Below are 24,207 nucleotides of genomic sequence, written 5' to 3'. Positions count from 1 at the left end.
CGTCGCCCGAAAGCACCAATGACCGGGATCACGGAATTACCGCCGTCGGCTCCCGGCATGCGCATTGGCCTTTTTGGCGGCAGCTTCAATCCCATCCATGACGGGCATGTGCTGGTGATGGAGGAGACGCTGCGGCGGCTCGGCCTCGATGCGCTCTGGGTGCTGGTCACGCCCGGCAATCCGCTCAAGAACCATAACGAGCTCAGCCCGCTCGCCGAACGTGTGCAGGCGGCGCGGGATAAAATCGCCAACCCACGGATCAAGGTGACGGGCTTTGAGGCCGCGCACGGCTTTACCTATACCTACGAAACCCTGCGCCATCTCGCCGATACATTGGCTGACCGAAACTTCGTCTGGATAATGGGCGCCGATAGTCTGGCGGACTTTCACCGCTGGTCGCGCTGGCGCGAAATCGCCGAAACCATGCCCATTGCGGTCTATGTCCGGCCGCGTGCATCAAGCCGCGCCCTGGCCTCAAGGGCGGCCGCGGTTCTGGCAAAAAACCGCATCGACGAAGAGGCCGCAAACACGCTCGCGGACCGCTCACCCCCCGCCTGGGTGTTCCTGCGCGGGCGCCAGTCGAGCCTGTCTTCAAGCGCCATTCGGGCCGGGAAACAGACGGCCTAGGCCATTTTCGTGCCTGACCTTGCGAAAATCCGCTGGAAAGCGCATATTGGGGCAAGATCGCTGTCTCCGGAACGGAACCAATAGCTTGCCGTTTGCCCGGGAACCGCAATATTTCGAAAAACAACCAAGGATGCTTACTCTGCGCATGACTCATGCAAGTGCATGGGCAGAAGGCCATTTGTGATGACCGTGCTGCCAGAAAATAATGTGTCTTCCGCCGCGGCCCCTGCCGCCACTTCCAACAAGCCCCTCATCGATCTCATCCTCGACATTCTCGAAGATGCCAAGGCCGAAGAGACCATAGCCGTCGACCTCAGCGGGAAGTCCTCGCTGGCCGATCATATGGTCGTGACCTCGGGCCGCTCGCAGCGCCATGTCGGCGCGGTCGCGGACCAGATCATCCGGGCGCTGCGCGACAATGGGCACGGCAAGCCACGCGTCGAGGGTCTGCCGCACTGCGATTGGGTTCTGGTGGATGCCGGCGATGTCATCGTCCACATCTTCCGCCCTGAGGTGCGCGAGTTCTACAACATCGAGAAGATGTGGCAGGCTGACTTTACGGCCGACGCGCACTGACGTCAGGCGATGCGCATCACCCTTGCTGCCATAGGGCGGATGAAATCCGGGCCCGAGCGAGAGCTCGTGGCCCGTTATCTTGACCGTGCCACAGCCAGCGGCAAACCTCTCGCCCTGACCCATTTCGACGCGATCGAACTGCCCGAATCCCGCGCCGGCTCCGCCCCTGCCCGCAAGATCGAGGAAGCCAAGGCTTTGCGCGGCGCCCTGCCGTCCGGCATCCTTGTCTCACTCGATGAGCGTGGAAAGGGCATCGGCTCGGAAGCCTTTGCGGCCTTGCTGCTGCGCTGGCGCGACGAAGGCCGCCCGGCGGCCAGTTTTGTCATTGGTGGCGCGGACGGCCTCGATCCCGAGTTCACCCGGTCCAGTGACCTCGTGCTCAGCTTTTCCCCAATGGTGTGGCCCCACCAATTGGTGCGCATCATGCTGGCTGAGCAATTGTATCGGGCAACCACCATCCTCTCCGGACATCCCTATCATCGCGGCGATTAATGCGTCAGTGGCCACAGTTTAGACCCAGCTGCGCCCTATTGGGCTCGGGCCCTTTCCGCACAAACATGGTTAAGCTGAATTAACCAGTGGTTTGCCGACCTCTTGGTAAGGTGCGCGCAGATGATTCGGGACGTGTGGTCCCCTTTAAGGAGTTGCCATGCCGGCTGGACCGGGGAGCATAGCCAGAGCTGCCCTGGCAGGGATTGTCCTGTCCTCGATGGCTGCTTTGCCGCTACTGGCCCAGACTCCCCCTGCCGTGCAAGAATCGGCCGTGCCGGAAACCATCGCGCCCGACGCGGAGGCGCCATCTCCGGCAAATGAAGGCGTGGTCGAGACCGAAGCGGCGCCCCAGGATGCCGGCGAGGCTACCGTGTCGGCCAGCGCCAGCGACCTTGCCGAAGTGGAGGCCTCCCTCAATCTCAGCCGCGAGCGGATCGACACCCTCAAGGCCGAAATCGCGGCGATGGAGGGCGACCAAACCCAGCAGAATGCGGCGCTCATTGCTGCCGGCCAGCGGGTGAAGATGGCCGAGATCGAAGTCGCCGACGTCGAGGAGCGCCTGTCGAACCTGATCGTCTCAGAGCTCGAGGTGCGCGGGCGCCTCGATGGTGCCGATGCCGAGATCGCCAATGTTCTTGCCGCTCTGCAGCGCATTTCCCTCAATCCCCCGCCGGCGCTGATCGTTGACCCGAGCGACGCACTGGGTTCTGCCCGCGGCGCCATGCTGATCGCGGCCATCGTTCCGCAATTGCGCGCTCGCGCTGACAGCGTTGCCGTCGACCTCAAGGAACTGACCTCCATCAAGGAGCAGGCGCTGGCCGAAGAGGAGACGCTCAAGGCCAATTATGCCGTGCTCGAAGAAGAGCAATTGCGCATCGCCACCCTGATCGCAGCCCGCAAGCAGGGCCTGAACCAGCGCGGGATTGCCCTCGATTCCCAGGAACGCGAAGCCGTTGAGCTGGCAGAGCGTGCAGCCACCCTGCGCGAGCTCATCGACACCCTCTCCGCGCGCGCCACCAACGCCACGGCACCCCAGACGACGGCCGACGATTTGCCGACGCTGCCGCCCGAAGCCATTCAGCTTGCGCTGGCCAATGCGGCACGCACCGAACCTGCTGTGCCCTTTCCCCTGGCGCGCGGATACCTCTCCCAGCCTGCCAATGGCGTCACCGTTCTCGACTTTGGCTCCAGCGATGGCCGTGGCGGCATCTCCCAAGGCCAGTCAGTGGTAACCCGGGCCGAGGCACAGGTCGTTGCCCCGGCTGATGGCTGGGTGCTCTACAAGGGCCCCTACCTCAATTATGGCCAGATCATCATCTTGAATACCGGACAGGGCTATACCGCCCTGCTCGCAGGGCTTGAAACCATCAGCGTCGATATCGGTCAGTTTGTGCAAATGGGCGAACCCGTTGGTCAGATGGGTTCACGCACAATTGGACGGACCGTGACGACCAGTGCTGGTAACGCCCAACCGACCCTTTATATTGAACTGCGACAGAACAACCGGCCTTTCGACCCGGATGGGTGGTGGGCTCCGAACGAACAGACGGGATAGAAACTCCATGCGCTTGTCCACACTCCGCGCTGCAGCTCTTGGCGTGGCGCTGCTCGTGCCGTCGACCGTGCTGATGGCACAGGATCAGACGCCGGCTCCGGAAACCCCGGTCGAGGCGCCGAACCCGAGCGGCGAACAGCCAGAACCCACGGCCGAGGAACGCGACAGCGAGCCGCGTGATCCGTTGGAGATCTATGCCGATCTTAATCTCTTCGGCGAGATCTTTGACCGTATCCGCGCCGAATATGTGGATCCGCCGGATGAGGAGGAGCTGATCCGTGCCGCCATTCGCGGCATGCTGACCTCGCTTGACCCGCATTCCGACTACCTCCCGCCGGCCGATTACAACGACACGCGCGAAGATATTTCGGGCCAGTTCGGGGGCCTCGGCATCGAAGTCACGATGGAAGAAGGCGTCATCAAGGTCGTCTCGCCCATCGACGAGACTCCTGCGGCACGCGCCGGCATCCTGGCCAACGACCTGATCGTGGAACTCGACGGCGTTTCTGTTCAGGGTCTGTCGCTGGACGAAGCCGTGGACAAGATGCGGGGTCCGATCGGCACCGACATCAAGGTCACCGTGGTCCGCGAAGGTGTCAACGAGCCGATGAGCTTCGAGATGACCCGCGCGACCATCTCCATGCGCGCCGTGCGCTGGTCGATGGAGGGCGATGTGGCTCTGCTGCGCCTCGCGCGGTTCTCGGCCCAGGCCTTTGTCGGCATCGAAGCCGCCATCAACGAAATTTATGAAGAGCGTGATGGCGCTGCCCCCAAGGGCATCATCCTCGACCTGCGTAACAATCCGGGCGGGCTTGTCGACCAGTCCGTCTATGTTGCCGACGCCTTCCTCAATCGTGGCGCAGTGGTCTGGACCCGCGGCCGTACGGAACGCGAAAGCGCCCGCTACGACGCCCAGTCCGATCCGCTGGACAAGCGCCTTGCCGACGTGCCGCTGGTGGTGCTGATCAACGGCGGTTCGGCGTCTGCCTCGGAAATCGTCGCCGGTGCCCTTCAGGACCATAAGCGCGCGACCCTCGTCGGGACCCGCTCCTTCGGCAAGGGTTCGGTGCAGTCGATCATTTCGCTCGGCCCGGATGGCGCGATGCGCCTGACCACGGCGCGCTATTACACGCCCGACAACCGCTCGATCCAGGCCCTCGGCATTACGCCCGATATCGAGATCAAGCAGGTCGTTCCCGAGGAGTTCCAGGGCCGCGACGAAATCATTGGCGAGGCTGGTCTTGAAGGCCACATCACTGGTGACGCCGAGGAAGAGAGCAGCGTCGGCTCCTCCGTCTACGTGCCGGTCGATAAGGAAGAAGATACGCAGCTGCAGTATGCCCTCCGCCTGATCAATGGCGAAGAGACTCACGAGGCCTTCCCGCCCAAGGCCGAGTAAACGCAAGCTTCAGCTGTGCTAGACTGAATGGCGCGACGGCATGATTCGCCGCCGCGCCAATTTTCCAAGCCTCTCTTCAAGGACGCAGCCAGGACCGATGGCCAATGATCTCAGTACACCACTGACCGGCCGGCGGCAGCGCCTGAGGCGAGGGACAGGGCGGACCCATTTCCCGGTCGCCCGGGTGCTCTTTGGCATTATCGCGCTCATCGCCATCGGCGTGGTCTTGCGCCTTGTTCTCGTCGATGAGCCCAATGGCGGCCTGCCCACCATCGAGGCCGCCATCACCAATACGCGGGCGAGCAACAGCGTGGCCGACAGCGCGGCCAGCCGTCCCGCCACCATCACGGCAGACCCCATGCAATATCCGGCGGGCACGATGCCGTCGGACGCGGGAGTCGGCGCGGAAACTGGCCCCGCAGTCTCCAATGCTGCGACGATCCTTGCCGATCTCACGGAAGAGACCAGCAACGGCGCCATCCCCCGCATCTCGAGCAGCGGCGAAACGCCCTTTGCGGCCTATAAATATCCCTTCGACCTAGCATCGGCCCCCGGCCCCAAGATCGCTGTTATCGTGACCGGCCTCGGGATCAACGAACAGGGTTCGCTCGACGCCATAGGCCAGCTGCCCGATCTGGTGACGCTCGCCTTCGCACCTTATGGCAAGGCGCTGGAGCACACGGTGGCGGCAGCGCGCGGCGGCGGACATGAGATCATGCTCGAAGTGCCGCTGGAGCCTTTCGACTACCCGCAGAACGATCCGGGCCCGCATACGCTGCTGACCGGCGAACCGCCACGCCAGAACCTCGAAAAGCTGTTCTGGCTGATGGCGCGATTCGGCGCCTATACCGGTGTCATCAACAATATGGGCGCCCGTTTCACCGCCTCTGGCGCAGACTTCGCCCCGGTGATGGAGGAGCTTGGCTCCCGAGGGCTAGGCTATATCGACGACGGCTCGTCAAACCGATCCGTCGCCGAGCAGCTCGCCACCTCCAACAAGGTACCCTTTGCCCGCGCCGGCACGGTGATCGACGCCAATCCCGCCCGCGCATCCATTCTCTCAGCGCTTGCCAGCCTTGAAGCCCAGGCTCTGGACCAGGGCAGCGCGATCGGTATTGTCAGTGCTCTCCCCATTTCCGTTCAGGCCCTCTCCGAGTGGGCAGCGGAACTGGATTCCAAGGGTATTGCGCTGGTTCCGGCCAGCGCCCTGATGAAATAGAGAAGCGCTTCATGTCTGCTGCACTCGATCGAGACGCCATGCCCTATCGCGACTGCGTGGGCATAGCGGTGTTCAATTCCACCGGGCAGGTGTTTGTCGGGCATCGCAAGTCCGAGGGTGACCCCGATCAATCGGCTGCGCGTGGCTTTGCCTGGCAGATGCCCCAAGGGGGCATTGACGATGGCGAGGACCCGCTGCGCGCCGCCCTGCGCGAACTGCACGAAGAAACCAATATCACCTCGGTGAGCCTCCTCGCCGAGGCCCCCGAGTGGATCTATTACGACCTGCCCGACGAAGCCCTGGGCGTCGCCTTCAAGGGCAAATATCGCGGGCAGCGCCAGCGCTGGTTTGCCTTCGCCTTTACCGGCCAGGAAAGCGAGATCGACGTCCATACCCCGGCTGGTGGCAAGCATGGCGCCGAGTTCAATGCCTGGCGCTGGGAGCGGCTGAGCCGCACCCCCTCGCTGATCGTTCCGTTCAAGCGTCCGGCCTATGACAAGGTAGTCGAGGCTTTCAGCGAGATCCCGCAGCGCTTTTCCTGAGGAGGGAGTGATGAAGACCATCGGCTTGATCGGCGGCATGAGCTGGGAGTCGACGGCGCATTACTATCGCGTCCTCAATCAGGAAACAGCGCGTCGGCTGGGCGGTCTCCATTCAGCGCCGCTCCTCATCCACTCTGTTGATTTCGCTCCCATAGCGGCCATGCAGGCGGCCGGAGACTGGGACGGCGCGGGTCAGCTCCTCAATGCGGCTGCAAGGGGCCTGGTGGACGCCGGAGCCGAAGTGCTGGGCCTTGCCACCAACACCATGCATGTAGTGGCCGAGACCATGCTGGCGGGCATCGACACTCCCTTTGTGCATATTGCCGATCCGACGGCAGACGCGCTGCTGGCCGACTGCTTCGATACTGTAGGGCTTCTCGGCACGCGCTTCACCATGGAGATGGGCTTTTACCGCGACCGGCTGACCGAGCGCGGCCTGAACAATCTCATTCCCGAAGTCGATCGCACCAATCTCAACGGCATTATCTATGAGGAGCTTTGTCGCGGGATCATCCGCGAGGAGTCCCGCAGGATCTATGTTGGGGCCATCGAGAAACTCGCCGCACGCGGGGCCCAGGCGGTCATCCTTGGCTGCACCGAAATCGGCATGCTGATCGACGACGACGTCAGCCCGCTGCCGGTCTATGACACCACCGATCTTCACGCCAGGGCCCTTGTCGATCACGCCCTGAGCTGATCGAAAACGGCAAAAAGAAAAGGCCGCCCCGAAGGACGGCCTTTCCAAAAGTGATCAGACGGCAATCTTAGTGGATATGCGCGCCGCCAAGCTGCTGGGCCTCGATCGCGAGGTTCAGCAGGCCGGAAACGAACTGCTGGGCATAGGACTTGTCGTCCGGTGTCGCAGCGCGGGCCAGCTCTTCTTCGGCTGCCTTGATCTGCGCCTGCAGATCGGCATGGCTGAATTCGCTGAACGGCACGGATTCTTCGGCCAGGATGGTCAGGCCCGTCGTTGAGACATCAACGAAACCGCCGCGCACGAAGTACACTTCAGACGCGCCATTTTCCTTGGTCACGGTGATGAAACCGGGACGCATGGTGGTCATGAAGGGCGCATGGTCAAACATGACCGTGAAATAGCCCTCGGAGCCCGGCACGGTGACCGACTGCACGATTTCCGAAACCAGAAGCCGTTCTGGCGACACGATCTCGATCTTGAGGCCTTCAGCCATTTTTTTTTGGGTCCCTTAGCATCAGATGGGGGACCCGCTTTGCGGGCGGGTCCAACACGCAAGAAGGCGTGGCTTAGGCAGCCTGAGCCGCCAGCTTCTGGGCCTTCTTGACGGCATCTTCGATGGTGCCGACCATGTAGAAAGCAGCTTCCGGCAGGTGATCGTACTCGCCGTTCACCAGGCCCTTGAAGCCCTTGATGGTGTCTTCGAGCTGAACGAACACGCCAGGCGAACCGGTGAACACTTCTGCCACGTCGAACGGCTGGCTCATGAAGCGCTCGACCTTACGGGCGCGGGCCACGACCAGTTTGTCCTCTTCGGACAGCTCGTCCATGCCCAGGATCGCGATGATGTCCTGGAGAGCCTTGTACTTCTGCAGCACTTCCTGAACGCGACGGGCAACTTCGTAGTGCTCCTGGCCAACAACGTTGGCATCGAGAATACGCGAGTTGGATGCCAGCGGGTCAACGGCCGGGTAGATGCCCTTTTCCGAAATCGCGCGGTTCAGCACGGTCACGGCGTCGAAGTGGGCGAAGGACGTTGCCGGAGCAGGGTCGGTCAAGTCGTCGGCGGGCACGTACACGGCCTGAACCGAGGTGATCGAGCCCTTGTTCGTGGTGGTGATGCGTTCCTGCATCTGACCCATGTCGGTCGCCAGCGTCGGCTGATAACCCACAGCGGAGGGGATGCGGCCCAGCAGAGCCGACATTTCAGCGCCAGCCTGGGTAAAGCGGAAGATGTTGTCCACGAAGAACAGCACGTCCTGGCCCTGGTCGCGGAAGTTCTCTGCCACGGTCAGACCGGTCAGAGCAACGCGAGCGCGGGCACCCGGGGGCTCGTTCATCTGGCCGAACACGAGGGCGCACTTGGAACCAGCGGCCGAGCCACCGTTTTCCTTGGGGTCCTTGTTCACGCCCGATTCGATCATTTCGTGATACAGGTCGTTGCCTTCGCGGGTGCGTTCACCCACGCCAGCGAACACCGAGTAACCACCGTGCGCCTTGGCGACGTTGTTGATCAGTTCCTGGATCAGAACGGTCTTGCCAACGCCGGCGCCGCCCATCAGGCCGATCTTGCCGCCGCGAGCGTAAGGAGCGATGAGGTCAACGACCTTGATGCCGGTGACCAGAACCTGCGACTCAGGGTTCTGCTCGGCAAAGGCCGGAGCGTCCTGGTGGATTTCGCGCGAGGTTTCAGCAACGATCGGACCAGCTTCGTCGATCGGCTCGCCGATGACGTTCATGATGCGGCCGAGGGTCACTTCACCGACGGGAACGGTGATAGCGGTGCCCAGGTCAGTCACTTCGGCGCCGCGAACGAGGCCTTCCGTGGTGTCCATGGCAATGGTGCGCACTGCGTTTTCACCCAGGTGCTGCGCCACTTCCAGCACAAGGCGCTGGCCGTTGTTGGTGGTCTCAAGGGCATTGAGAATGGCGGGCAGGTGATCGTCAAACACGACGTCGACGACGGCGCCGATGACCTGCGATACGCGACCGGCCTTTTTATCTGCCATTTGTTCGTCCTCGCTGTGCGGTTAGAGCGCTTCGGCGCCCGAAATGATTTCGATGAGTTCTTTGGTGATCTGGGCCTGGCGCTGACGGTTGTAGCTCAACTGCAGCTTGCCGATCATTTCGCCAGCGTTGCGGGTCGCGTTGTCCATTGCGGACATCTGCGCACCGTAGAACGAAGCGTTATTCTCGAGCATGGCGCGGAAGATCTGCACGGAAATGTTCCGCGGCAGAAGATCCTCGACAATGGCCTCTTCGCTTGGCTCGTACTCATAGGGCACCGTGGACGCTGCTGCCTGGCCTTCGCCTTCGACAGCCTCGATACGAGCCGGAATGATCTGCACGGCCTGCGGCACCTGGCTGATCACCGAGTTGAACTTGGCAAAGAACAGGGTGGCGACGTCGAATTCACCGGCGGCGAACAGCGACTGCACCTTCTGGGAGATCTCGCTCGCCTGGGCAAAGCCGATATTCTTGACTTCGCGATAGCTCACCGTGTCGATGATCTTGTCGGCGAACTGACGCTTGAGAATGTCATGACCCTTGCGACCAACGGTCAGGATCTTGACGGTCTTGCCTTCAGACAGAAGCTTGTTGGCATGATCGCGCGCCAGACGCGCGATCGAGGAGTTGAAGCCGCCAGCAAGACCACGCTCGCCGGTTGCAACGATCAGAAGATGCACCTGATCGCGGCCATTGCCGGCCAGCAGCACAGGGGCGTCGGTCTGGCCGTCATAGACAGCGGCCAGGCTCGACAGCACCTGCCCCATGCGCTCGGCATAGGGACGGGCTGCCACGGCGGCTTCCTGGGCGCGACGGAGCTTAGCCGCCGCAACCATCTGCATGGCCTTGGTGATCTTCTGGGTCGACTTGACCGAGTCGATACGGTTCTTGAGGTCCTTTAGCGACGGCATGAGCCTAAAGTCTCCTTACCGGCTCAAGCCGCGTAGGTCTTCTTGATCTCGTCGAGGGCGGACTTGAGCTTGCCACGAGTGTCGTCGCTCAGAGCCTTTTCCTTGGCGATGGTCGACAGGATTTCAGCATACTTGCCACGCAGAGCGGACAGGATGTGCTTTTCGAAATCGCCAACCTTGTTCACCGCAACGCTATCGAGATAGCCATTGGCGCCGGCAAAGATCACCGCAACCTGCTCTTCGGTCTTGAGCGGGCTGAACTGGGGCTGCTTGAGCAGCTCGGTGAGACGGGCACCACGGTTCAGCAGGCGCTGGGTCGAGGCGTCAAGGTCCGAACCGAACTGGGCGAAAGCGGCCATTTCGCGGTACTGCGACAGCTCACCCTTGAGCGAACCGGCAACCTGCTTCATCGCCTTGATCTGAGCCGAACCACCCACGCGGGACACCGACAGACCGACGTTCACGGCCGGGCGGATACCCTGGAAGAAGAGGTTGGTTTCGAGGAAGATCTGGCCATCGGTGATCGAGATCACGTTGGTCGGGATGTAAGCCGAAACGTCGTTTGCCTGGGTTTCGATAACCGGCAGAGCGGTGAGCGAACCAAGACCGTGGTCTTCGTTGAGCTTTGCAGCGCGCTCGAGCAGGCGGGAGTGCAGGTAGAACACGTCGCCCGGGTAAGCTTCGCGGCCCGGCGGGCGACGCAGCAGCAGGGACATCTGACGGTAGGCAACAGCCTGCTTGGTCAGATCGTCATAGGCGATAACGGCATGCTTGCCATTGTCACGGAACCACTCGCCGATGGCGCAGCCGGTGAACGGCGCGATGTACTGGAGCGGAGCCGGATCAGAGGCGGTCGCAGCGATAACGATGGAGTACGGCAGGGCGCCGGATTCTTCGAGCTGCTTGACGAACTGCGCGACGGTCGAACGCTTCTGACCGACGGCAACGTAGATGCAATAGAGCTTGTCGGTGTCCGACGCGTTGGCGTCGTGAGCCGGCTTCTGGTTGAGGAAGGTGTCCAGAATGATGGCCGACTTGCCGGTCTGACGGTCGCCAATGATCAGCTCGCGCTGGCCACGGCCGATCGGGATCAGCGCGTCGATGGCCTTGAGGCCGGTGGACATGGGCTCGTGCACGGACTTGCGCGGCAGGATGCCCGGAGCCTTCACGTCAACGCGCGAACGCTGGGTGTGATCGATCGGGCCCTTGCCGTCGATCGGGTTGCCGAGGCCGTCAACCACGCGGCCGAGCAGGCCCGGACCAACGGGAGTGTCCACGATGGCGCCGGTACGCTTGACGACGTCGCCTTCCTTGATGGCGCGGTCGTTGCCGAAGATCACGACACCGACGTTGTCGGTTTCGAGGTTCAGCGCCATGCCCATGACGGCACCCGGGAACTCGACGAGCTCACCGGCCTGCACGTTGTCGAGGCCGTAAACGCGGGCAATACCGTCACCGACGGAAAGCACCTGACCGACTTCGGAAACCTGGGCTTCCTGGCCGAAATTCTTGATCTGGTCCTTGAGGATCGCAGAGATTTCCGCGGCTTTGATGTCCATTATCCGACCTCTTTCATGGCGATTTTCATCGCGGCGAGTTTTGTCTTGAGGGAAGAATCGATCAGCTGACTGCCGACCTTCACCTGAAGGCCACCGATCAGTGTGGGATCGACGAATTGATTGAGCGTGACGGTCTTGCCGAGCTTGGCCTTGAGCGTCTCGGCGAGGGCCTTGACCTGATCAGCGCTCAGCGGCGCGGCGGAGGTCACTTCCGCAGTCGTTTCGCCGCGATCGGCTGCTGCCAGCTCGCGGAAGACGACAATGATCTGATCCAGCGCGAACAGGCGGCCGTTCTGGGCCACGATGCGCAGGAAATTGGCAACGAGATTGTTGGCCGATGCCTTGGCGAGGATGGCGTCGAGCGCCTGTGCCTTGACCTCGGCATTGATCACGGGAGACCGCAGGTAACGCGAAAACTCTTCGCTTTCACCGATCAGCCGTGAGATGTCGGAAAGACCGGTTTCCACCTGGGCCAGCTGGTTCTCGCTCTTGGCGAGATCAAACAGCGCCGACGCATATGGCCGCGCGATCTGGGTAAGCACTGAATTCTGCGCTGCCAATGCCGCTTCACCCTCTCTTGGACCGGCCCACTGAAAATTTCCCTCTCGGGAACATGGCCGGCGTGTCAAAATTGCGTACGTTCGTGGAAGTAGGGGCCAAGCCAGGCGATTCCGAGCCAGCCCCCTTTAAGTTGGGCTCGCTCTAACACAAGCCAAGCGGCCCTTGCAAGGCTGCCAGGCGCGATTCAATTGCGGTGAAAATGTCGCAGTCCACAGCGCAATTTGCCGCTTTGGCCGGGTTCAGCGGGCTTCAGGGGCCTTACATGAAGCTCATGGGGTCGATATCGACCTGTAACTTTATGTCCCCCTTGGGTTTTTCGCCGCTCGCCAGCCAGAAGCGTACATAGCCGGAAAGATCGAAATCCTTGCCCGCCTGCGCAAGCAGCCGAACCCGGTGCCTGCCCCTGATCATGGCAACGGGCGCATCGGCAGGGCCGAAGAGCCGCACTCCCTCCGCCATCGGTGCACACGACAGCAGTGTCCGGGCATAGGCCATGGCGGTCGGCTGCTCATTGGCCGAGACGATGAGCGCAGCCAGCCGACCGAACGGCGGCATGCCCCCGGCTTCCCGGGCCAGCAGCTCCTGGGCGTAAAAGGCCTCACGATCCCCGGAAACCATGGCTTTCATCACCGGGTGATCGGGGTGATAGGTCTGGAGGAACGCCTTGCCATGCTGGCTGGCGCGCCCTGCCCGGCCGGCGACCTGCGTCAGGATCTGGAAGGTTTTTTCGGCCGCGCGCGGGTCGCCATGGGCAAGGCCGAGATCGGCGTCGAGTACCCCGACCACCGAGAGTTTTTCGAAATGGTGGCCCTTCGAAACCAGCTGGGTGCCGATGATGAGATCGAACTCGCCCCGCTCGACCTCGGCAAAGCGTTCGCGCAGCTGGGAATGGCTGCCCATGTCGGTGGAGAGCAGGACGCGGCGGGCATCGGGAAAACGCGCTGCGGCCTCTTCGGCGACCCGCTCGATGCCGGGACCGACGGCCACAAGAGTGTCCTCCTGCCCGCATTCCCTGCACACCTTGGGGACGCGGACTTCATGGCCGCAATGGTGGCACATGAGCACACCGCGAAACCTGTGTTCGACCATCCAGGCCGAGCAATCCGGGCATTTGTACTGATGGCCGCAGGCATTGCAGAGGGTGAGCGGGGCGTAGCCGCGACGGTTGAGGAACAACAGTGCCTGTTCGCCCCGGTCGAGCGCCCCAAAGACTTCCCGCGCCAGGCTCGGGGCGATCCACTGGCCTTTTTCCGGACCGTCGATGCGCATGTCGATGGCGGTGATGTCGGGCATGGCCGCCGCCGCGAACCGGCTTTCGAGCCGCACATGAGCATAGCGGCCGGTGTTGGCATTGTTGCGCGATTCGACCGAGGGCGTCGCCGAGGACAAGATCACCCGCGCATTGGCAAGATGCGCCCGGACGATGGCCATGTCGCGGGCATGATAGGTAAAGCCCTCGGATTGCTTGTAGGCGCCATCGTGCTCCTCATCGAGGACGAGAAGGCCCAGCTCGCGGAACGGCAGGAAGAGGGCGGAGCGCGCCCCGACCAGCGCCCGCACCGTGCCATCCAGCACCCCGCGCCAGATTTTTGCCCGTTGCACCGGGGTCATGTCGGAATGCCATTCGGCCGGACGGGTGCCAAACCGCTTGGTAAACCGGTCGATGAAGGTGTTGGTCAGCGCGATTTCGGGCAGGAGAATCAGTGCCTGCCGACCGGCGCGAAGCGTGTCGGCGACCGCTTCGAAGAAGACTTCGGTCTTGCCACCGCCGGTGACACCGTCGAGCAGCGCCACCCCGAAGCTATTGGCATCAATGGCTAAAATCTGGTCGAGGGCCGCCTGCTGCTCTTCATTGAGCTTGGCCGGAAAGGCATCCGGATCTGGCGGCATGACCACTGGTGGCGGCGGCGTTTCGAGCTTCTCGAGCGCGCCGCATTTTTCGAGTCCATCGATGACCGAGGTGGAGACCCCACTCGCCCCCACTAGCGCGGCCTTGGGCCAGGCCATGTCATCAATGAGAGTATCAAGCACCCGCAGGCGCGCCGGCGTCAGCTTGTCCGGCTCGAAGCCGGTGCGGCGATAGGCGATGACCGGACGGGGCGCATCGAGCGCTTCGGGGGATCGTAGAACGCCGCGCAGTACCTGTCCGGGAGCGGCCAGCGTATAGCGCGCCACCCATTCGACAAGCTTCAGGAGCTCTTCGCTGAGCGGCGGCACGTCGTGGGAAAAGCTGATGTCCCGCAACCGGTTATGGCCGACCTGGTCCTTGGGAAGTCCCCAGACGACGCCGAGCGTGAGACGGGGACCGAGGGGGACCGAGACGATGGAGCCGCGCTGGACTTCCATGTCCCTGGGCACGCGATAGGAATAGGGGCCCTCGACGGCGACCCCAACCAAAACCGCAACGATGTCCCCGGGACCATACATGTTTGTGCGCGTTCCGTTCTCGTCCTCCTTAGATAGGATCGACAAGCGATTCGGCTAGGGCGGGCTTTGCCGCACTTATCCCCCTTATCCCCAGGAGGAGAAAAACCGGCCGTCGCGCCGTGCCGGCACGCTCTGCGCGCCTCGAGAATTTACCTTCTTTTGCATCGAGAGGGATAAGTTGCTGATATGACCGACGCAGCCTTTGCCACTGATGCCTTCATTCAATCCCAGATCGCCGGCTGGATGCGCGAGCTCGGGTCGGTAAAGCGGCTCGCGCCCAAGACGCTTGAAGCCTATGCGCGCGATCTCTCCCAGTTCATGAGTTTTCTGGCCGGCCATATGGGCGGGCCCATCACTCTGCAATCATTGAGAGAATTGCGCGGCGCCGATATTCGCGCCTTCATGGCGCAGCGGCGCGAGGAGAGCCTGGGGTCACGGTCCCTCGCCCGGGTCCTATCGGCGCTGAAGAGCTTTTTCGGCTTTCTCGAACGCGAAAATATTCTGGCGACCGAAGCGCTCAATGTCATCCGCACGCCAAAAGTGGGGCGGTCGCTGCCCAAGGCGCTGACCGTCATTGAAGCCAAGCAAGCCATTGCCGCGACAAAGGAATTGGAAGAGGAGCCGTGGGTCGCGGCGCGCGACATGGCGGTGATCTCGCTCTGCTATGGAGCGGGCCTGCGTATTTCCGAAGCGTTGGCGCTGACCAAGGAAGATCTCGAGGCCGAGGTGCTGCGGGTGACCGGCAAGGGGGGCAAGGTCCGCATGGTGCCGCTCATCGCCCCGGTGCGCCGCGCCATCGACGAGTATCTGAAGCTAAGTCCTTATAAACTCTGGCCCGAGGACCCCCTGTTTCGCGGGGTAAAGGGCGGTGTGCTGTCGCCGCGCCTCATCCAGAAGCGGATGGAATTGCTCCGGTCCGCCCTCGGCCTGCCGCCGTCGGCGACGCCGCATGCGCTGCGCCATTCCTTTGCCACGCACCTCCTCGGCAAGGGCGGGGATTTGCGCTCGATCCAGGAATTGCTTGGCCACGCAAGCCTTTCGACCACCCAGATCTATACCGCGGTGGACACCGAGCGCCTGCTCGAGACCTATGCCAAGGCCCATCCACGGGGCTAGAAAGGTGACGCATCCGGGGCGAATTGGTTAGCAGACTGTTAGCATCGAGCGCACCCCTATGCGAAAGGCGTACGGCATTAAGCCGGACCGCACTTGCCGCGCCAGAGCTTTCCCGATTGAGTTGATGTCGGACCAAAGGGCGAACCGGCCCACCGGTATTTTTATGCCTTGCGGCGGACGAGCTTCCGCCCCGCCGCCTTCCTATAAGTTGACCGCCCCATGTCTGCCTCCCCAACCACCACCCCTGCCCCATTCGACATGGTTGGCTATGGATATGCCCTCGCCGGGGCTGTGCTGTTCTCGACCAAGGGCATTTTCATCAAGCTGGCCTATGCCGAGGGCGCGAGCACCGAAATGGTGATGGCGCTGCGCATGCTGATCGCGGTGCCGGTCTATCTGGTCATCCTGGTCGTGCTGCTGCGCGGCAATGACAAGATCAAAACCCTGCTGACGCCAAAGCGCATTCTCGGCTGCATGGCCGTCGGCACCATGGGCTATTATGTCTCGAGCTATCTCGACTTCGCCGGCCTCGCCTATGTCGACGCCCAATATGAGCGGCTGGTGCTGTTCACCTATCCGTTCTTCGTCTTCATCTTCGGCGTCTGGTTCTTCGGCGACCGGATGAACTGGCGGCTGATCCCGCCCATGCTCATCACCTATTCGGGGCTGCTGGTGATTTTTGGCTGGAGCCTGGCGGTAAAGCCCGATGGCCTCTTGGTCGGCACGCTGCTCGTGCTGGGTTCGGCCATCATCTTCGCGCTCTACCAGCATCTGGCGCGGCGCGAGATGCTGATCGTCGGCTCGGCACTGTTCACCTGCATCGGCATGCCGACCGCGGGATTCTTTGCCATCGGGCAGACCCTCACCATCTCGGGCATTAGCGGCTTTGCCGAACTCTCGCCCAGCATCTGGTTCTACGGGATCATGCTCGGCGTTTTCGGCACGGTTTTGCCCTCATTCCTGCTCAATGCCGGCATCGCCCGGATCGGGGCACGGGCGACCTCGTCCACCGCCTCCTTCGGCCCCATCGCCACGATTGCGCTGGCCGTCATCATCCTCGGCGAGGCTTTCACCATCTACCATGCCATCGGCACGGCAATGGTTCTTCTGGGGTCGACGCTTTTTGCCGGAAGTGAAAAAAAGGCAGCCGCATCGGGCAAATAATTCTCCACGGGGGCGCCTCTGGCGGTCACAAAGCCGCTATAGTCTGCATCCACAACAGCAGGCTGGAGGACAGTCCATGCGCTTTTCAAGCAGGGTCATTGCCGGGTCGCTGATCGGCATTTTATTGGCTTCGGCCGGAACAGTGCCGAGCGTTGCTCAGCCCAACTCGCCATCGGCCATCGATTTCGGTGACGACAGTTCGCCCTGGGCCAAGGATGGCGAATGTGATGATCCGCGCTTCACCGGCGAGGGCGTCGCCGAAGCCGTCGTCGATGCCGATCTGATGAAGGACGCCACCGATTGCGAGGCAGCCTTTACAGCCGGCACAGCCGAACTCAAGACCGAGAGCGCACCCCCGGCGACCAAGCCCGGCACGCCGCCGCCTCCCGCGCCCACGCCCACGCCTGTCCCGCGCGCCGGGATCGATTTTGGCGATGATTCATCGCAATGGGCCAATGATGGTGAGTGCGACGACCCACGCTTTACCGGCACTGGCGCTGCGGCCGAGCTGGTCGACGAAGACCGCATGAAGGACGCCACCGATTGCGAAGCCGCCTACGAGGCCGGCACGGTGACTTTTGATGAAGAGGTCGATGGCGATGACACGACCCAGCCGATGGGTCGCCCGAAAATCGACTTTGGCGACGACAGTTCTGAATGGGCCAATGACGGCGAATGCGATGATCCGCGCTTTTCCGGCGCTGGCGCTGCGGCCGAACTGGTCGATGAAGACCGCATGAAGGACGCCACCGATTGTGAGGCCGCCTACACTGCTGGCACGGTGACTTTCGATGACGGCGCCGATAGCGATGACACGACCCAGCCGATGGGTCGCCCGGAAATCGACTTTGGCGACGACAGTTCCGAATGGGCCAATGACGGCGAATGCGACGATCCGCGCTTTACCGGCGCCGGCGCGGCTGCCGAGCTGGTCGACGAAGACCGCATGAAGGACGCCACCGACTGCCAGGCAGCCTATGAAGCCGGCACGGTGACCCTGAGCGAAGCCCCCGAGGGCAGCGCAGGGATGCTTGCTGCCGGAGAAATCGACTTCGGCGACGATACCTCGGAATGGGCCAAGGACGGAGAGTGCGATGATCCGCGCTTTACCGGCGCCGGCGTCGCCAGCGAAACCCTTGCCGGCGACATCAGGCGCGACGCCACCGATTGCCGCGCGGCAGTGGAGGCCGGCACCGCCACCTATGAGGGCGAAGCGGAAAACCTCGCCTTCGACTTCGGCTCGGACTTTTCCCAGTGGGCCAATGACGGCGAATGCGACGACCTGCGCTTTACCGGCGCCGGTGTCGACAAGAAGCTGCTGACCGAAGACCTGATGGGGGATGCGACCGACTGCAAGGCGCTGTTGGAAGAGGGCCGGATTTCGATCCGCACCATCTATACGCCCGAATATGCGGCCGGCGCGCCTTATGACAGCTCGGGCGTCGACTTTGGCGACAATACCTCGAGCTATGCCGATGACAATGAGTGCGATGACCCGCGCTTTGAAGGTCCGGGCACGGCCACCACGCTGCTCGACAGCGATCTGATGGCCGACGCCAATGACTGCAAGGCCGCATACGAGGCCGGCACCATCATGCTGATCGAAAACGCCAACTGAGGATTTTTCCGATTTTTGGACGTTTGGCGGCGGGGTAAAAACTCCGCCGCTTTTTTGTGGGGCTCGAGTGCCCCCCTCCCCGACCTCCCCTCAAGGAGGAGGAGCGGCATCGCGTGTCAAAAAATTATGCCGCCTGGCCTGCCACGTAGCCGGAGGCCCAGGCCCACTGGAAATTATAGCCGCCGAGCCAGCCGGTAACGTCGACCGCCTCGCCGACGAAGAACAGGCCCGGCACGGTGCGGGCTTCCATGGTCTTGGCGTCGAGCCCGGTTGTATCCACGCCACCCAGCGTCACTTCAGCCGTCCGATAACCTTCCGAGCCGACGGGCTTGAGCGTCCACTTGTTGATGCCTTCGGCTGCCAGGGTCAGCTTCTTGTCGGAGAAATCGCCGATCATGCCGGGCATGTCGATCGTTTCGCCGACCAGTTGGGCGAGGCGCTTGGGCAGGCGTTCACCCAGCACGGTCTGGATGTGCAGTCTGGGGCTGGACTGGCGCGCTGCCTTAAGGAAATCGAGCGCATCTTCGCCGGGCAGGAGATTGACGCCGATCGCATCGCCCTCGCGCCAGTAGGAGGAAATCTGCAAGATTGCCGGGCCGGACAGGCCGCGATGGGTAAACAGCAGCGCTTCGCGGAAATTGGTCTTCTTGTGGCTGACCACTGCCTCGGTCGATACGCCGGCCAGCGGCTTGAGCTTTTCCAGCGCGCCTTCCTCAAAGGTGAGCGGTACCAGCGCCGGGCGCGTGTCGGTCACTTCGAGGCCGAACTGGCGGGCAAGCGTATAGGCAAAGCCGGTGGCGCCCATCTTGGGGATGGATTTGCCGCCCGTGGCCACGACGACGCTTTCCGTGGTGACAAAGCCATCACCGACGAGAATCTTGAAACCTTCGGGGATCTTTTCGACCGAACCGATGGTGCGCCCGGTCCAGATCGCCGCTCCGGCGGCGCGCAGGCCCTCGATCAGCATATTGACGATCTGGGTGGCCGAGCCATCGCAGAACAACTGCCCGAGCGTCTTTTCATGGTAGGAAATGCCGCGGCGCTTGACCCGCTCGATGAACATTTCAGGTGTGAACCGCGACAGCGCCGACAGCGCAAAGCGCGGGTTCTGCGACAGGAAGCGCTCGCGCCCCAAGACATGGGTGGCGTTCACATTGGTGAAATTGCAGCGCCCACCGCCCGAAATACGGATCTTTTCGCCGGGATCTCGGGCATGATCAACGACGAGAACCCGCCGTCCGCGCTGCCCGGCCTCGATGCCTGCCATCAAGCCGGCCGCACCGGCCCCCAGAATTACTACGTCAAAATCGGTCATTTTCGGTCCTGGAGGCATTCTCTTTGGCTTTCCCTATCCCCCTCGGGCATGGGGCGACAAGAGGCAGGGTCGAAATGAGCCTGTCATAGCGCAAAAGTGTCGCTACCCGGCCCGGCATTGCAAATCATTTGACTCTTTCCTATTTCAGAGTATGAAAAGTCCTGCTTTCCAATAGGGAAATTAGTCATGGGCTGCGCCAGCCGCATCGCGACACCGACAATAACCGGCCTTTTTGCCGGCGGTGGCGTCGTCATGACAAAAACCAGCACAAAAACCGCCTGACGCTTTTCCCCGGGTCGTCTCCCGACGGGGAGAGGCGCCAAACCAGCAACCGCATCGCCAGGCGATGCGCGGGGGCGGAAATGGTCAGGAACCGGAGTTCCAAGAATGGGTTATCGCGTCGCTGTCGTTGGGGCCACAGGCAATGTGGGCCGCGAAGTTCTCAATATTCTCGCCGAGCGTAATTTTCCGGCTGATGAAGTGTTTGCCCTCGCCTCGTCCAAGTCGATCGGCCGGGAGATTTCCTTTGGCGACAAGATCCTCAAGGCCAAGGACCTGCAGCACTTCGACTTCTCCAATGTCGACTTTGCCATCATGTCGGCTGGTGGTTCCATCTCCAAGGAATGGGCGCCCAAGATCGCGGCGGCCGGCGCCATCGTCATCGATAACTCCTCGTTCTGGCGCTATCACTCGGACGTGCCGCTGGTCGTGCCGGAAGTAAACGGCAACATTCTCGAGCGCTGGCTGGCCGATGCCAACCGCACCGGCATCATTGCCAATCCCAATTGCTCGACCGCCCAGCTGGTCGTGGCGCTGAAGCCGCTCCATGATGCGGCCATTATCAAGCGCGTCGTCGTTTCGACCTATCAGTCGGTGTCGGGCGCCGGCAAGGAAGGCGTCGACGAACTGTGGAACCAGACCAAGGGCATTTTCGTCAACGACAGCCCGACCCCCGGCAAGTTCCCCAAGCAGATCGCCTTCAACGTCATCCCGCACATCGATGTGTTCATGGAAGACGGCTACACCAAGGAAGAGTGGAAGGTTCTGGCCGAGACCAAGAAGATCCTCGATCCCAAGATCAAGGTCACCTGCACCGCCGTGCGCGTGCCGGTGTTTGTCGGTCACTCCGAGGCGGTCAATATCGAATTCGTCAATCCGATCTCTGCCGATGAGGCCCGTGATATCCTGCGCGACGCGCCGGGCATTGCAGTGGTCGACAAGCGCGAACCCGGTGGCTATGCGACCCCGGTCGAGGCCGTGGGCGACTATGAGACCTATGTCAGCCGTATCCGCGAAGACGTGACCGTCGAAAATGGCCTGGCCATGTGGGTGGTCTCGGATAATCTGCGCAAGGGCGCGGCGCTCAACACGATCCAGATCGCGGAAACGCTGATCGAAAAGGGTTACAAGCCCCGCGCATAAGCGCTAAAGCATTGAACTCCGGGGGCCTCCTCCGGAGTTTTTTTCTGTTCGTCCTCCCCCCTGAGTTCTTTCCCATGGCCTTGCGCGATATCGGTCTGGCGCTCCTCGTCGCTGCGATCTGGGGGCTCAATTTCGTCTTCATCAAATGGGGTGTGGAGCAGGTTCCGCCGCTGTTTCTCACGGCGCTGCGCTATCTCTGCGCCGCCTTGCCGGCCGTGTTCCTGGTCAAGCGGCCAAAAGTCCGGCTTGGCACGCTGGCGATCTACGGACTGGCCATCGGCTTTGCGCAGTTTGGCCTCCTGTTCTCGGCCATCAAGCTGGGGATGCCAGCGGGGCTGGCGTCCCTCCTCATGCAGATGCAGGCGTTTTTCACCGTGGTCCTGGCGCTGTTCTTCCTCGGCGAACGGCTGACCCGGTTCCAGACCATTGGCGGCATGATCGCCATTGCAGGCGTCGCAGTCATTGCCACCGAGCGGGTGGAACTGACCGCGCTGGTGCCGCTGCTGATGATCATCCTTGCCGCCTTCTTCTGGGGCGTGGCCAATATCGCCTCGAAAAAGGCCGGGCAGATCGACATGCTGTCCTTTGTGGTCTGGAGCAGTCTCGTCCCCATCATTCCGCTGCTGGGGCTGTCGCTGGTGGTGGAAGGCCCTGCCCTAATTGGCGAGGCGCTGGCCGGGTTCAGCGGCCGCAGCGTCTTTGTCGTGCTGTTCAACGCCTATGCCGCGACGATCCTCGGCTTCGGGCTCTGGAGTTATCTCCTCAAGCGCTATCCGGCGAGCCTGATTGCGCCGTTTTCGCTGCTGGTGCCGGTGGCGGGCATAGCCTCGTCCATGATCCTGCTGGGCGAGGAAATCACCCTCGTCGAAATTGCCGGCAGTGCCCTGATCTTCGTCGGCCTCGTCTGCAGCGTACTCGGCGCGCGCCTCTTCAACCGTCTGCGGTCTGCCTGATGCCCCTCCGTCATATTCTTCTTGCCCTTGTGGTTGTCGCCATCTGGGGGTTCAATTTCGTCGTCATCAAATGGAGCGTCGAGGCGCTGCCGCCGATCCTGGCCGCGGCGCTACGCTTTACGGCGGCGGCGTTTCCGCTGGTGTTTTTCGTAAAGCCGCCCAAGGCGCCGGTGTGGATCGTGGTGAGCTACGGGCTGTGCCTGGGGTTCCTGCTCTATGCTTTTCTCAATCTGGCGCTGGCCTGGGGCATGCCGGCGGGGCTGGCTTCGCTGGTGCTGCAAACGCAGGCCTTTTTCACCATGGCCCTGGCCTTCCCGCTGCTGGGCGACCGGCCCGGGAAATTCCAGCTTGCGGGAGCGGCGATTGCCTTTTCCGGGATCGCCGTCATCGCGCTCGAGCGGCTCGAGGGCGCGAGCCTGCTGCCGCTGGTGTTCACCATATTTGGTGCCGCCAGCTGGGGCATGGCCAATGTGCTGACCAAGATGGCCGGCAAGGTCGATGCGCTCTCGTTCAATGTCTGGGGTGCGCTGGCCGCGCCCGCGCCGCTGCTCGGGCTCTCGCTCTTTACCGAGGGCTGGCCGACCATTGTCGAGGCCATCACCCAGTTCTCATGGGCGGACGCGGCGATGATCGCGTTTCTCGCCTATATCTCGACCATTCTGGCGGGGGCGATCTGGAGCTGGCTGCTCGGCAAGCACCCGACCTCGGTGGTGGCGCCTTTCACCCTTCTCGTGCCGATCACCGGGCTTTTGTCCGGCTATCTCATTCTGGGCGAGATGATCACGCCGATCGAAATCCTCGGCGCCGTCGTGGTCATTTCCGGGCTCGTCGTGACCGTGATGGGGCGCAAGAAAACCGTCCCGCTCGTGGTCGCAGACTGAGCGCCAAACGAAAAGGCCGCCGGGAGGCGGCCTTTCTGATCAGTCGTCCTTGGTATTGGACAGCGATTCCGTGGGGGATGGAACCGCAGCAGGCGCCTCGCCCGGCGCAGGCACCGATACGGCTGAAGGCTGGAGGCTGTTGAGCTCGTCCGAGCTCAGTCCACCGCTGAGATCAACGTCCGCCGCACTGAATTCTTCCTGGGTCAGATCAGGCCAGACCACCTGCAGCTCGCCATAGCTCAATTCGCCGTTTCCGTCGGTATCGACATCAGCAAAGCTGAGCGGGGTCTGAGCGATGGCCGGGGCGGCGAGGAGGCCGATGGCGGCGAGGGCAATTGCATATTTACGCATGGGATTTCTCCTTGGGAGAAGCCCGTCCTTGCGCGGCGAAATGGTCGCCGTGGCGCCGGAAGGCGCAGCGCCGGTCGGGCTGGAAATGGGGAAGCCACCCCGAGAGAGTGCGGGGTGGCTCGGCGCCCGCCTCAGGGAGGCGGGCAAAGCAATTAGTTCGCCGGGGCGGCAGCAGCGGCCACCAGGGCATCATATTCTTCGGCGCTGAGCTCGCCATTGGCGTCGACATCGGCAGCGGTGAACGCTTCTTCGGTCAGGTCAGGCCATGCAGCCTGGGCCTCGGTCAGGGAGATGCCACCGCTCGTATCCGAATCCACCGATGCGAAGTCGGTAGCAGCCTGCGCAAAGGCAGCGGTCGAGAGACCGAGGACGACGAGCGAGGAAAGAACGATCTTCTTCATGGCATTTAGCTCCATGTGATTTGGGATTTGCGGGAACGGATTTGTCCGCTTCCGACGAATGCTCTCCGGCGATCCGTGAGACAGAGACTGACGGGGCAATGTGGTCATCATCGGCCCAGACATGGGCGTAAAAAATGTGATGTCTGGGCAATTTGCGGGCAGTCGAGAGGCCCGGCAACGCTGGCACTCAAAGTTACGATCACGCCAGACCGGGCCGGATCTTGACCACAAAGGGAAAAGCTGGGCGCTCTATTGATCACAATTGAGGCCAGCCAAGTCCAGTTTGAAGGCAAATGCGCCTCACTGGATCTTTTTATTGAGCAGAAACTGCGCTGGATCCCAAAAATACAAAAAAGCGGGCCCGAGTAAATTCGCGGCCCGCCTGCAAATGGTCAGTGATCTGGAGTGGCGGCCGGC

At 62.3% G+C, this 24,207-nt stretch carries 23 protein-coding genes; 14 read left to right on the top strand and 9 right to left on the bottom strand.

Annotated features, from left to right (window positions below; genetic code table 11):
- Nucleotides 1–18: 18 nt before the first annotated feature.
- From NYQ88_RS01650 to NYQ88_RS01615, 8 genes are all read left to right on the top strand, one after another.
- Nucleotides 19–627 (top strand): nicotinate-nucleotide adenylyltransferase, encoded by a 609-nt coding sequence (locus tag NYQ88_RS01650; protein WP_275653254.1) that lies wholly within the window; start codon nt 19–21, stop codon nt 625–627.
- Between the two features lie 183 nt (nt 628–810).
- Nucleotides 811–1,203 (top strand): ribosome silencing factor, encoded by a 393-nt coding sequence (rsfS, locus tag NYQ88_RS01645; RefSeq protein WP_275653253.1) that lies wholly within the window; start codon nt 811–813, stop codon nt 1,201–1,203.
- Nucleotides 1,204–1,212: 9 nt separating this feature from the next.
- Complete coding sequence (rlmH, locus tag NYQ88_RS01640; RefSeq protein WP_275653252.1) at nt 1,213–1,695, top strand: 23S rRNA (pseudouridine(1915)-N(3))-methyltransferase RlmH; 483 nt, start codon at nt 1,213–1,215, stop codon at nt 1,693–1,695.
- A gap of 271 nt (nt 1,696–1,966) precedes the next feature.
- Nucleotides 1,967–3,250: a peptidoglycan DD-metalloendopeptidase family protein gene (locus tag NYQ88_RS01635; RefSeq protein ID WP_275653251.1), complete on the top strand. Its 1,284-nt coding sequence runs from the start codon at nt 1,967–1,969 to the stop codon at nt 3,248–3,250.
- 7 nt (nt 3,251–3,257) lie between these two features.
- A complete protein-coding gene (locus tag NYQ88_RS01630) occupies nt 3,258–4,649 on the top strand; it encodes a S41 family peptidase (protein WP_275653250.1) in 1,392 nt (463 codons plus the stop codon).
- Between the two features lie 97 nt (nt 4,650–4,746).
- Nucleotides 4,747–5,868, top strand: coding sequence for a divergent polysaccharide deacetylase family protein (locus NYQ88_RS01625; RefSeq protein ID WP_275653249.1), 1,122 nt, complete (start codon nt 4,747–4,749; stop codon nt 5,866–5,868).
- An 11-nt stretch (nt 5,869–5,879) separates the two neighbouring features.
- Nucleotides 5,880–6,410: an RNA pyrophosphohydrolase gene (locus NYQ88_RS01620; protein ID WP_275653248.1), complete on the top strand. Its 531-nt coding sequence runs from the start codon at nt 5,880–5,882 to the stop codon at nt 6,408–6,410.
- Nucleotides 6,411–6,420: 10 nt separating this feature from the next.
- Nucleotides 6,421–7,107, top strand: coding sequence for an aspartate/glutamate racemase family protein (locus NYQ88_RS01615; RefSeq protein WP_275653247.1), 687 nt, complete (start codon nt 6,421–6,423; stop codon nt 7,105–7,107).
- 67 nt (nt 7,108–7,174) lie between these two features.
- Here NYQ88_RS01615 and NYQ88_RS01610 read toward each other — a convergent pair whose 3' ends face one another.
- From NYQ88_RS01610 to NYQ88_RS01585, 6 genes are all read right to left on the bottom strand, one after another.
- Nucleotides 7,175–7,600: a F0F1 ATP synthase subunit epsilon gene (locus tag NYQ88_RS01610; RefSeq protein WP_275653246.1), complete on the bottom strand. Its 426-nt coding sequence runs from the start codon at nt 7,598–7,600 to the stop codon at nt 7,175–7,177.
- 73 nt (nt 7,601–7,673) lie between these two features.
- A complete protein-coding gene (gene atpD / locus NYQ88_RS01605; protein ID WP_275653245.1) occupies nt 7,674–9,113 on the bottom strand; it encodes a F0F1 ATP synthase subunit beta in 1,440 nt (479 codons plus the stop codon).
- Between the two features lie 21 nt (nt 9,114–9,134).
- Entirely contained in the window at nt 9,135–10,022 is an 888-nt protein-coding gene (locus tag NYQ88_RS01600) for a F0F1 ATP synthase subunit gamma (RefSeq protein ID WP_275653244.1), read from the bottom strand.
- 23 nt (nt 10,023–10,045) lie between these two features.
- Nucleotides 10,046–11,581, bottom strand: a complete 1,536-nt coding sequence (gene atpA, locus NYQ88_RS01595; RefSeq protein WP_275653243.1) for a F0F1 ATP synthase subunit alpha — start codon at nt 11,579–11,581, stop codon at nt 10,046–10,048.
- Nucleotides 11,581–12,141: a F0F1 ATP synthase subunit delta gene (locus NYQ88_RS01590; protein WP_275653242.1), complete on the bottom strand. Its 561-nt coding sequence runs from the start codon at nt 12,139–12,141 to the stop codon at nt 11,581–11,583. Before NYQ88_RS01590 ends, atpA begins: the two co-directional genes overlap by 1 nt.
- 259 nt (nt 12,142–12,400) lie before the next feature.
- Nucleotides 12,401–14,569: a primosomal protein N' gene (locus NYQ88_RS01585; RefSeq protein ID WP_275653241.1), complete on the bottom strand. Its 2,169-nt coding sequence runs from the start codon at nt 14,567–14,569 to the stop codon at nt 12,401–12,403.
- Between the two features lie 186 nt (nt 14,570–14,755).
- Between NYQ88_RS01585 and NYQ88_RS01580 the strand changes: the two genes are divergently transcribed.
- From NYQ88_RS01580 to NYQ88_RS01570, 3 genes are all read left to right on the top strand, one after another.
- Complete coding sequence (locus tag NYQ88_RS01580; protein ID WP_275653240.1) at nt 14,756–15,685, top strand: tyrosine recombinase XerC; 930 nt, start codon at nt 14,756–14,758, stop codon at nt 15,683–15,685.
- Nucleotides 15,686–15,904: 219 nt separating this feature from the next.
- Nucleotides 15,905–16,849, top strand: a complete 945-nt coding sequence (locus tag NYQ88_RS01575; protein WP_275653239.1) for a DMT family transporter — start codon at nt 15,905–15,907, stop codon at nt 16,847–16,849.
- Between the two features lie 76 nt (nt 16,850–16,925).
- Nucleotides 16,926–18,467, top strand: a complete 1,542-nt coding sequence (locus NYQ88_RS01570) for a hypothetical protein (RefSeq protein WP_275653238.1) — start codon at nt 16,926–16,928, stop codon at nt 18,465–18,467.
- Between the two features lie 124 nt (nt 18,468–18,591).
- On the opposite strand, the gene NYQ88_RS01565 is transcribed toward NYQ88_RS01570, so the two are convergent.
- Complete coding sequence (locus NYQ88_RS01565; RefSeq protein ID WP_275653237.1) at nt 18,592–19,782, bottom strand: NAD(P)/FAD-dependent oxidoreductase; 1,191 nt, start codon at nt 19,780–19,782, stop codon at nt 18,592–18,594.
- 387 nt (nt 19,783–20,169) lie between these two features.
- Here NYQ88_RS01565 and NYQ88_RS01560 point away from each other — a divergent pair, with 387 nt between their 5' ends.
- The 3 genes from NYQ88_RS01560 (at nt 20,170) to NYQ88_RS01550 (ending at nt 23,038) form a co-directional block, all read left to right on the top strand.
- On the top strand, nt 20,170–21,204 hold the full coding sequence (locus tag NYQ88_RS01560; RefSeq protein WP_275653236.1) for an aspartate-semialdehyde dehydrogenase: 1,035 nt from the start codon (nt 20,170–20,172) through the stop codon (nt 21,202–21,204).
- Between the two features lie 74 nt (nt 21,205–21,278).
- A complete protein-coding gene (locus NYQ88_RS01555) occupies nt 21,279–22,157 on the top strand; it encodes an EamA family transporter (protein ID WP_275653235.1) in 879 nt (292 codons plus the stop codon).
- The gene (locus NYQ88_RS01550; protein WP_275653234.1) at nt 22,157–23,038 is read left to right on the top strand and encodes an EamA family transporter; all 882 of its coding nucleotides are present in this window, start codon (nt 22,157–22,159) and stop codon (nt 23,036–23,038) included. Before NYQ88_RS01555 ends, NYQ88_RS01550 begins: the two co-directional genes overlap by 1 nt.
- A 39-nt stretch (nt 23,039–23,077) precedes the next feature.
- On the opposite strand, the gene NYQ88_RS01545 is transcribed toward NYQ88_RS01550, so the two are convergent.
- Together NYQ88_RS01545 and NYQ88_RS01540 are read right to left on the bottom strand one after the other, a co-directional pair.
- Nucleotides 23,078–23,389 (bottom strand): hypothetical protein, encoded by a 312-nt coding sequence (locus tag NYQ88_RS01545; RefSeq protein ID WP_275653233.1) that lies wholly within the window; start codon nt 23,387–23,389, stop codon nt 23,078–23,080.
- 152 nt (nt 23,390–23,541) lie between these two features.
- Nucleotides 23,542–23,790, bottom strand: a complete 249-nt coding sequence (locus NYQ88_RS01540; RefSeq protein ID WP_275653232.1) for a hypothetical protein — start codon at nt 23,788–23,790, stop codon at nt 23,542–23,544.
- Nucleotides 23,791–24,207 lie beyond the last annotated feature (417 nt).

The organism is Devosia sp. SD17-2 (genome assembly GCF_029201565.1).
Classification (GTDB): domain Bacteria; phylum Pseudomonadota; class Alphaproteobacteria; order Rhizobiales; family Devosiaceae; genus Devosia.
Note: the sequence above shows the minus strand (reverse complement) of the source record. Positions and strands in the feature narration are given on the sequence as shown.

Coding starts and splice junctions, on each gene's coding strand:
- NYQ88_RS01650 (WP_275653254.1), top strand. CDS start 19: ATGACCGGGATCACGGAATTACCGCCGTCGGCTCCCGGCATGCGCATT.
- rsfS (WP_275653253.1), top strand. CDS start 811: ATGACCGTGCTGCCAGAAAATAATGTGTCTTCCGCCGCGGCCCCTGCC.
- rlmH (WP_275653252.1), top strand. CDS start 1,213: ATGCGCATCACCCTTGCTGCCATAGGGCGGATGAAATCCGGGCCCGAG.
- NYQ88_RS01630 (WP_275653250.1), top strand. CDS start 3,258: ATGCGCTTGTCCACACTCCGCGCTGCAGCTCTTGGCGTGGCGCTGCTC.
- NYQ88_RS01625 (WP_275653249.1), top strand. CDS start 4,747: ATGGCCAATGATCTCAGTACACCACTGACCGGCCGGCGGCAGCGCCTG.
- NYQ88_RS01620 (WP_275653248.1), top strand. CDS start 5,880: ATGTCTGCTGCACTCGATCGAGACGCCATGCCCTATCGCGACTGCGTG.
- NYQ88_RS01615 (WP_275653247.1), top strand. CDS start 6,421: ATGAAGACCATCGGCTTGATCGGCGGCATGAGCTGGGAGTCGACGGCG.
- NYQ88_RS01610 (WP_275653246.1), bottom strand. CDS start 7,600: ATGGCTGAAGGCCTCAAGATCGAGATCGTGTCGCCAGAACGGCTTCTG.
- atpD (WP_275653245.1), bottom strand. CDS start 9,113: ATGGCAGATAAAAAGGCCGGTCGCGTATCGCAGGTCATCGGCGCCGTC.
- NYQ88_RS01600 (WP_275653244.1), bottom strand. CDS start 10,022: ATGCCGTCGCTAAAGGACCTCAAGAACCGTATCGACTCGGTCAAGTCG.
- atpA (WP_275653243.1), bottom strand. CDS start 11,581: ATGGACATCAAAGCCGCGGAAATCTCTGCGATCCTCAAGGACCAGATC.
- NYQ88_RS01585 (WP_275653241.1), bottom strand. CDS start 14,569: ATGTATGGTCCCGGGGACATCGTTGCGGTTTTGGTTGGGGTCGCCGTC.
- NYQ88_RS01580 (WP_275653240.1), top strand. CDS start 14,756: ATGACCGACGCAGCCTTTGCCACTGATGCCTTCATTCAATCCCAGATC.
- NYQ88_RS01575 (WP_275653239.1), top strand. CDS start 15,905: ATGTCTGCCTCCCCAACCACCACCCCTGCCCCATTCGACATGGTTGGC.
- NYQ88_RS01570 (WP_275653238.1), top strand. CDS start 16,926: ATGCGCTTTTCAAGCAGGGTCATTGCCGGGTCGCTGATCGGCATTTTA.
- NYQ88_RS01565 (WP_275653237.1), bottom strand. CDS start 19,782: ATGACCGATTTTGACGTAGTAATTCTGGGGGCCGGTGCGGCCGGCTTG.
- NYQ88_RS01560 (WP_275653236.1), top strand. CDS start 20,170: ATGGGTTATCGCGTCGCTGTCGTTGGGGCCACAGGCAATGTGGGCCGC.
- NYQ88_RS01555 (WP_275653235.1), top strand. CDS start 21,279: ATGGCCTTGCGCGATATCGGTCTGGCGCTCCTCGTCGCTGCGATCTGG.
- NYQ88_RS01550 (WP_275653234.1), top strand. CDS start 22,157: ATGCCCCTCCGTCATATTCTTCTTGCCCTTGTGGTTGTCGCCATCTGG.
- NYQ88_RS01545 (WP_275653233.1), bottom strand. CDS start 23,389: ATGCGTAAATATGCAATTGCCCTCGCCGCCATCGGCCTCCTCGCCGCC.
- NYQ88_RS01540 (WP_275653232.1), bottom strand. CDS start 23,790: ATGAAGAAGATCGTTCTTTCCTCGCTCGTCGTCCTCGGTCTCTCGACC.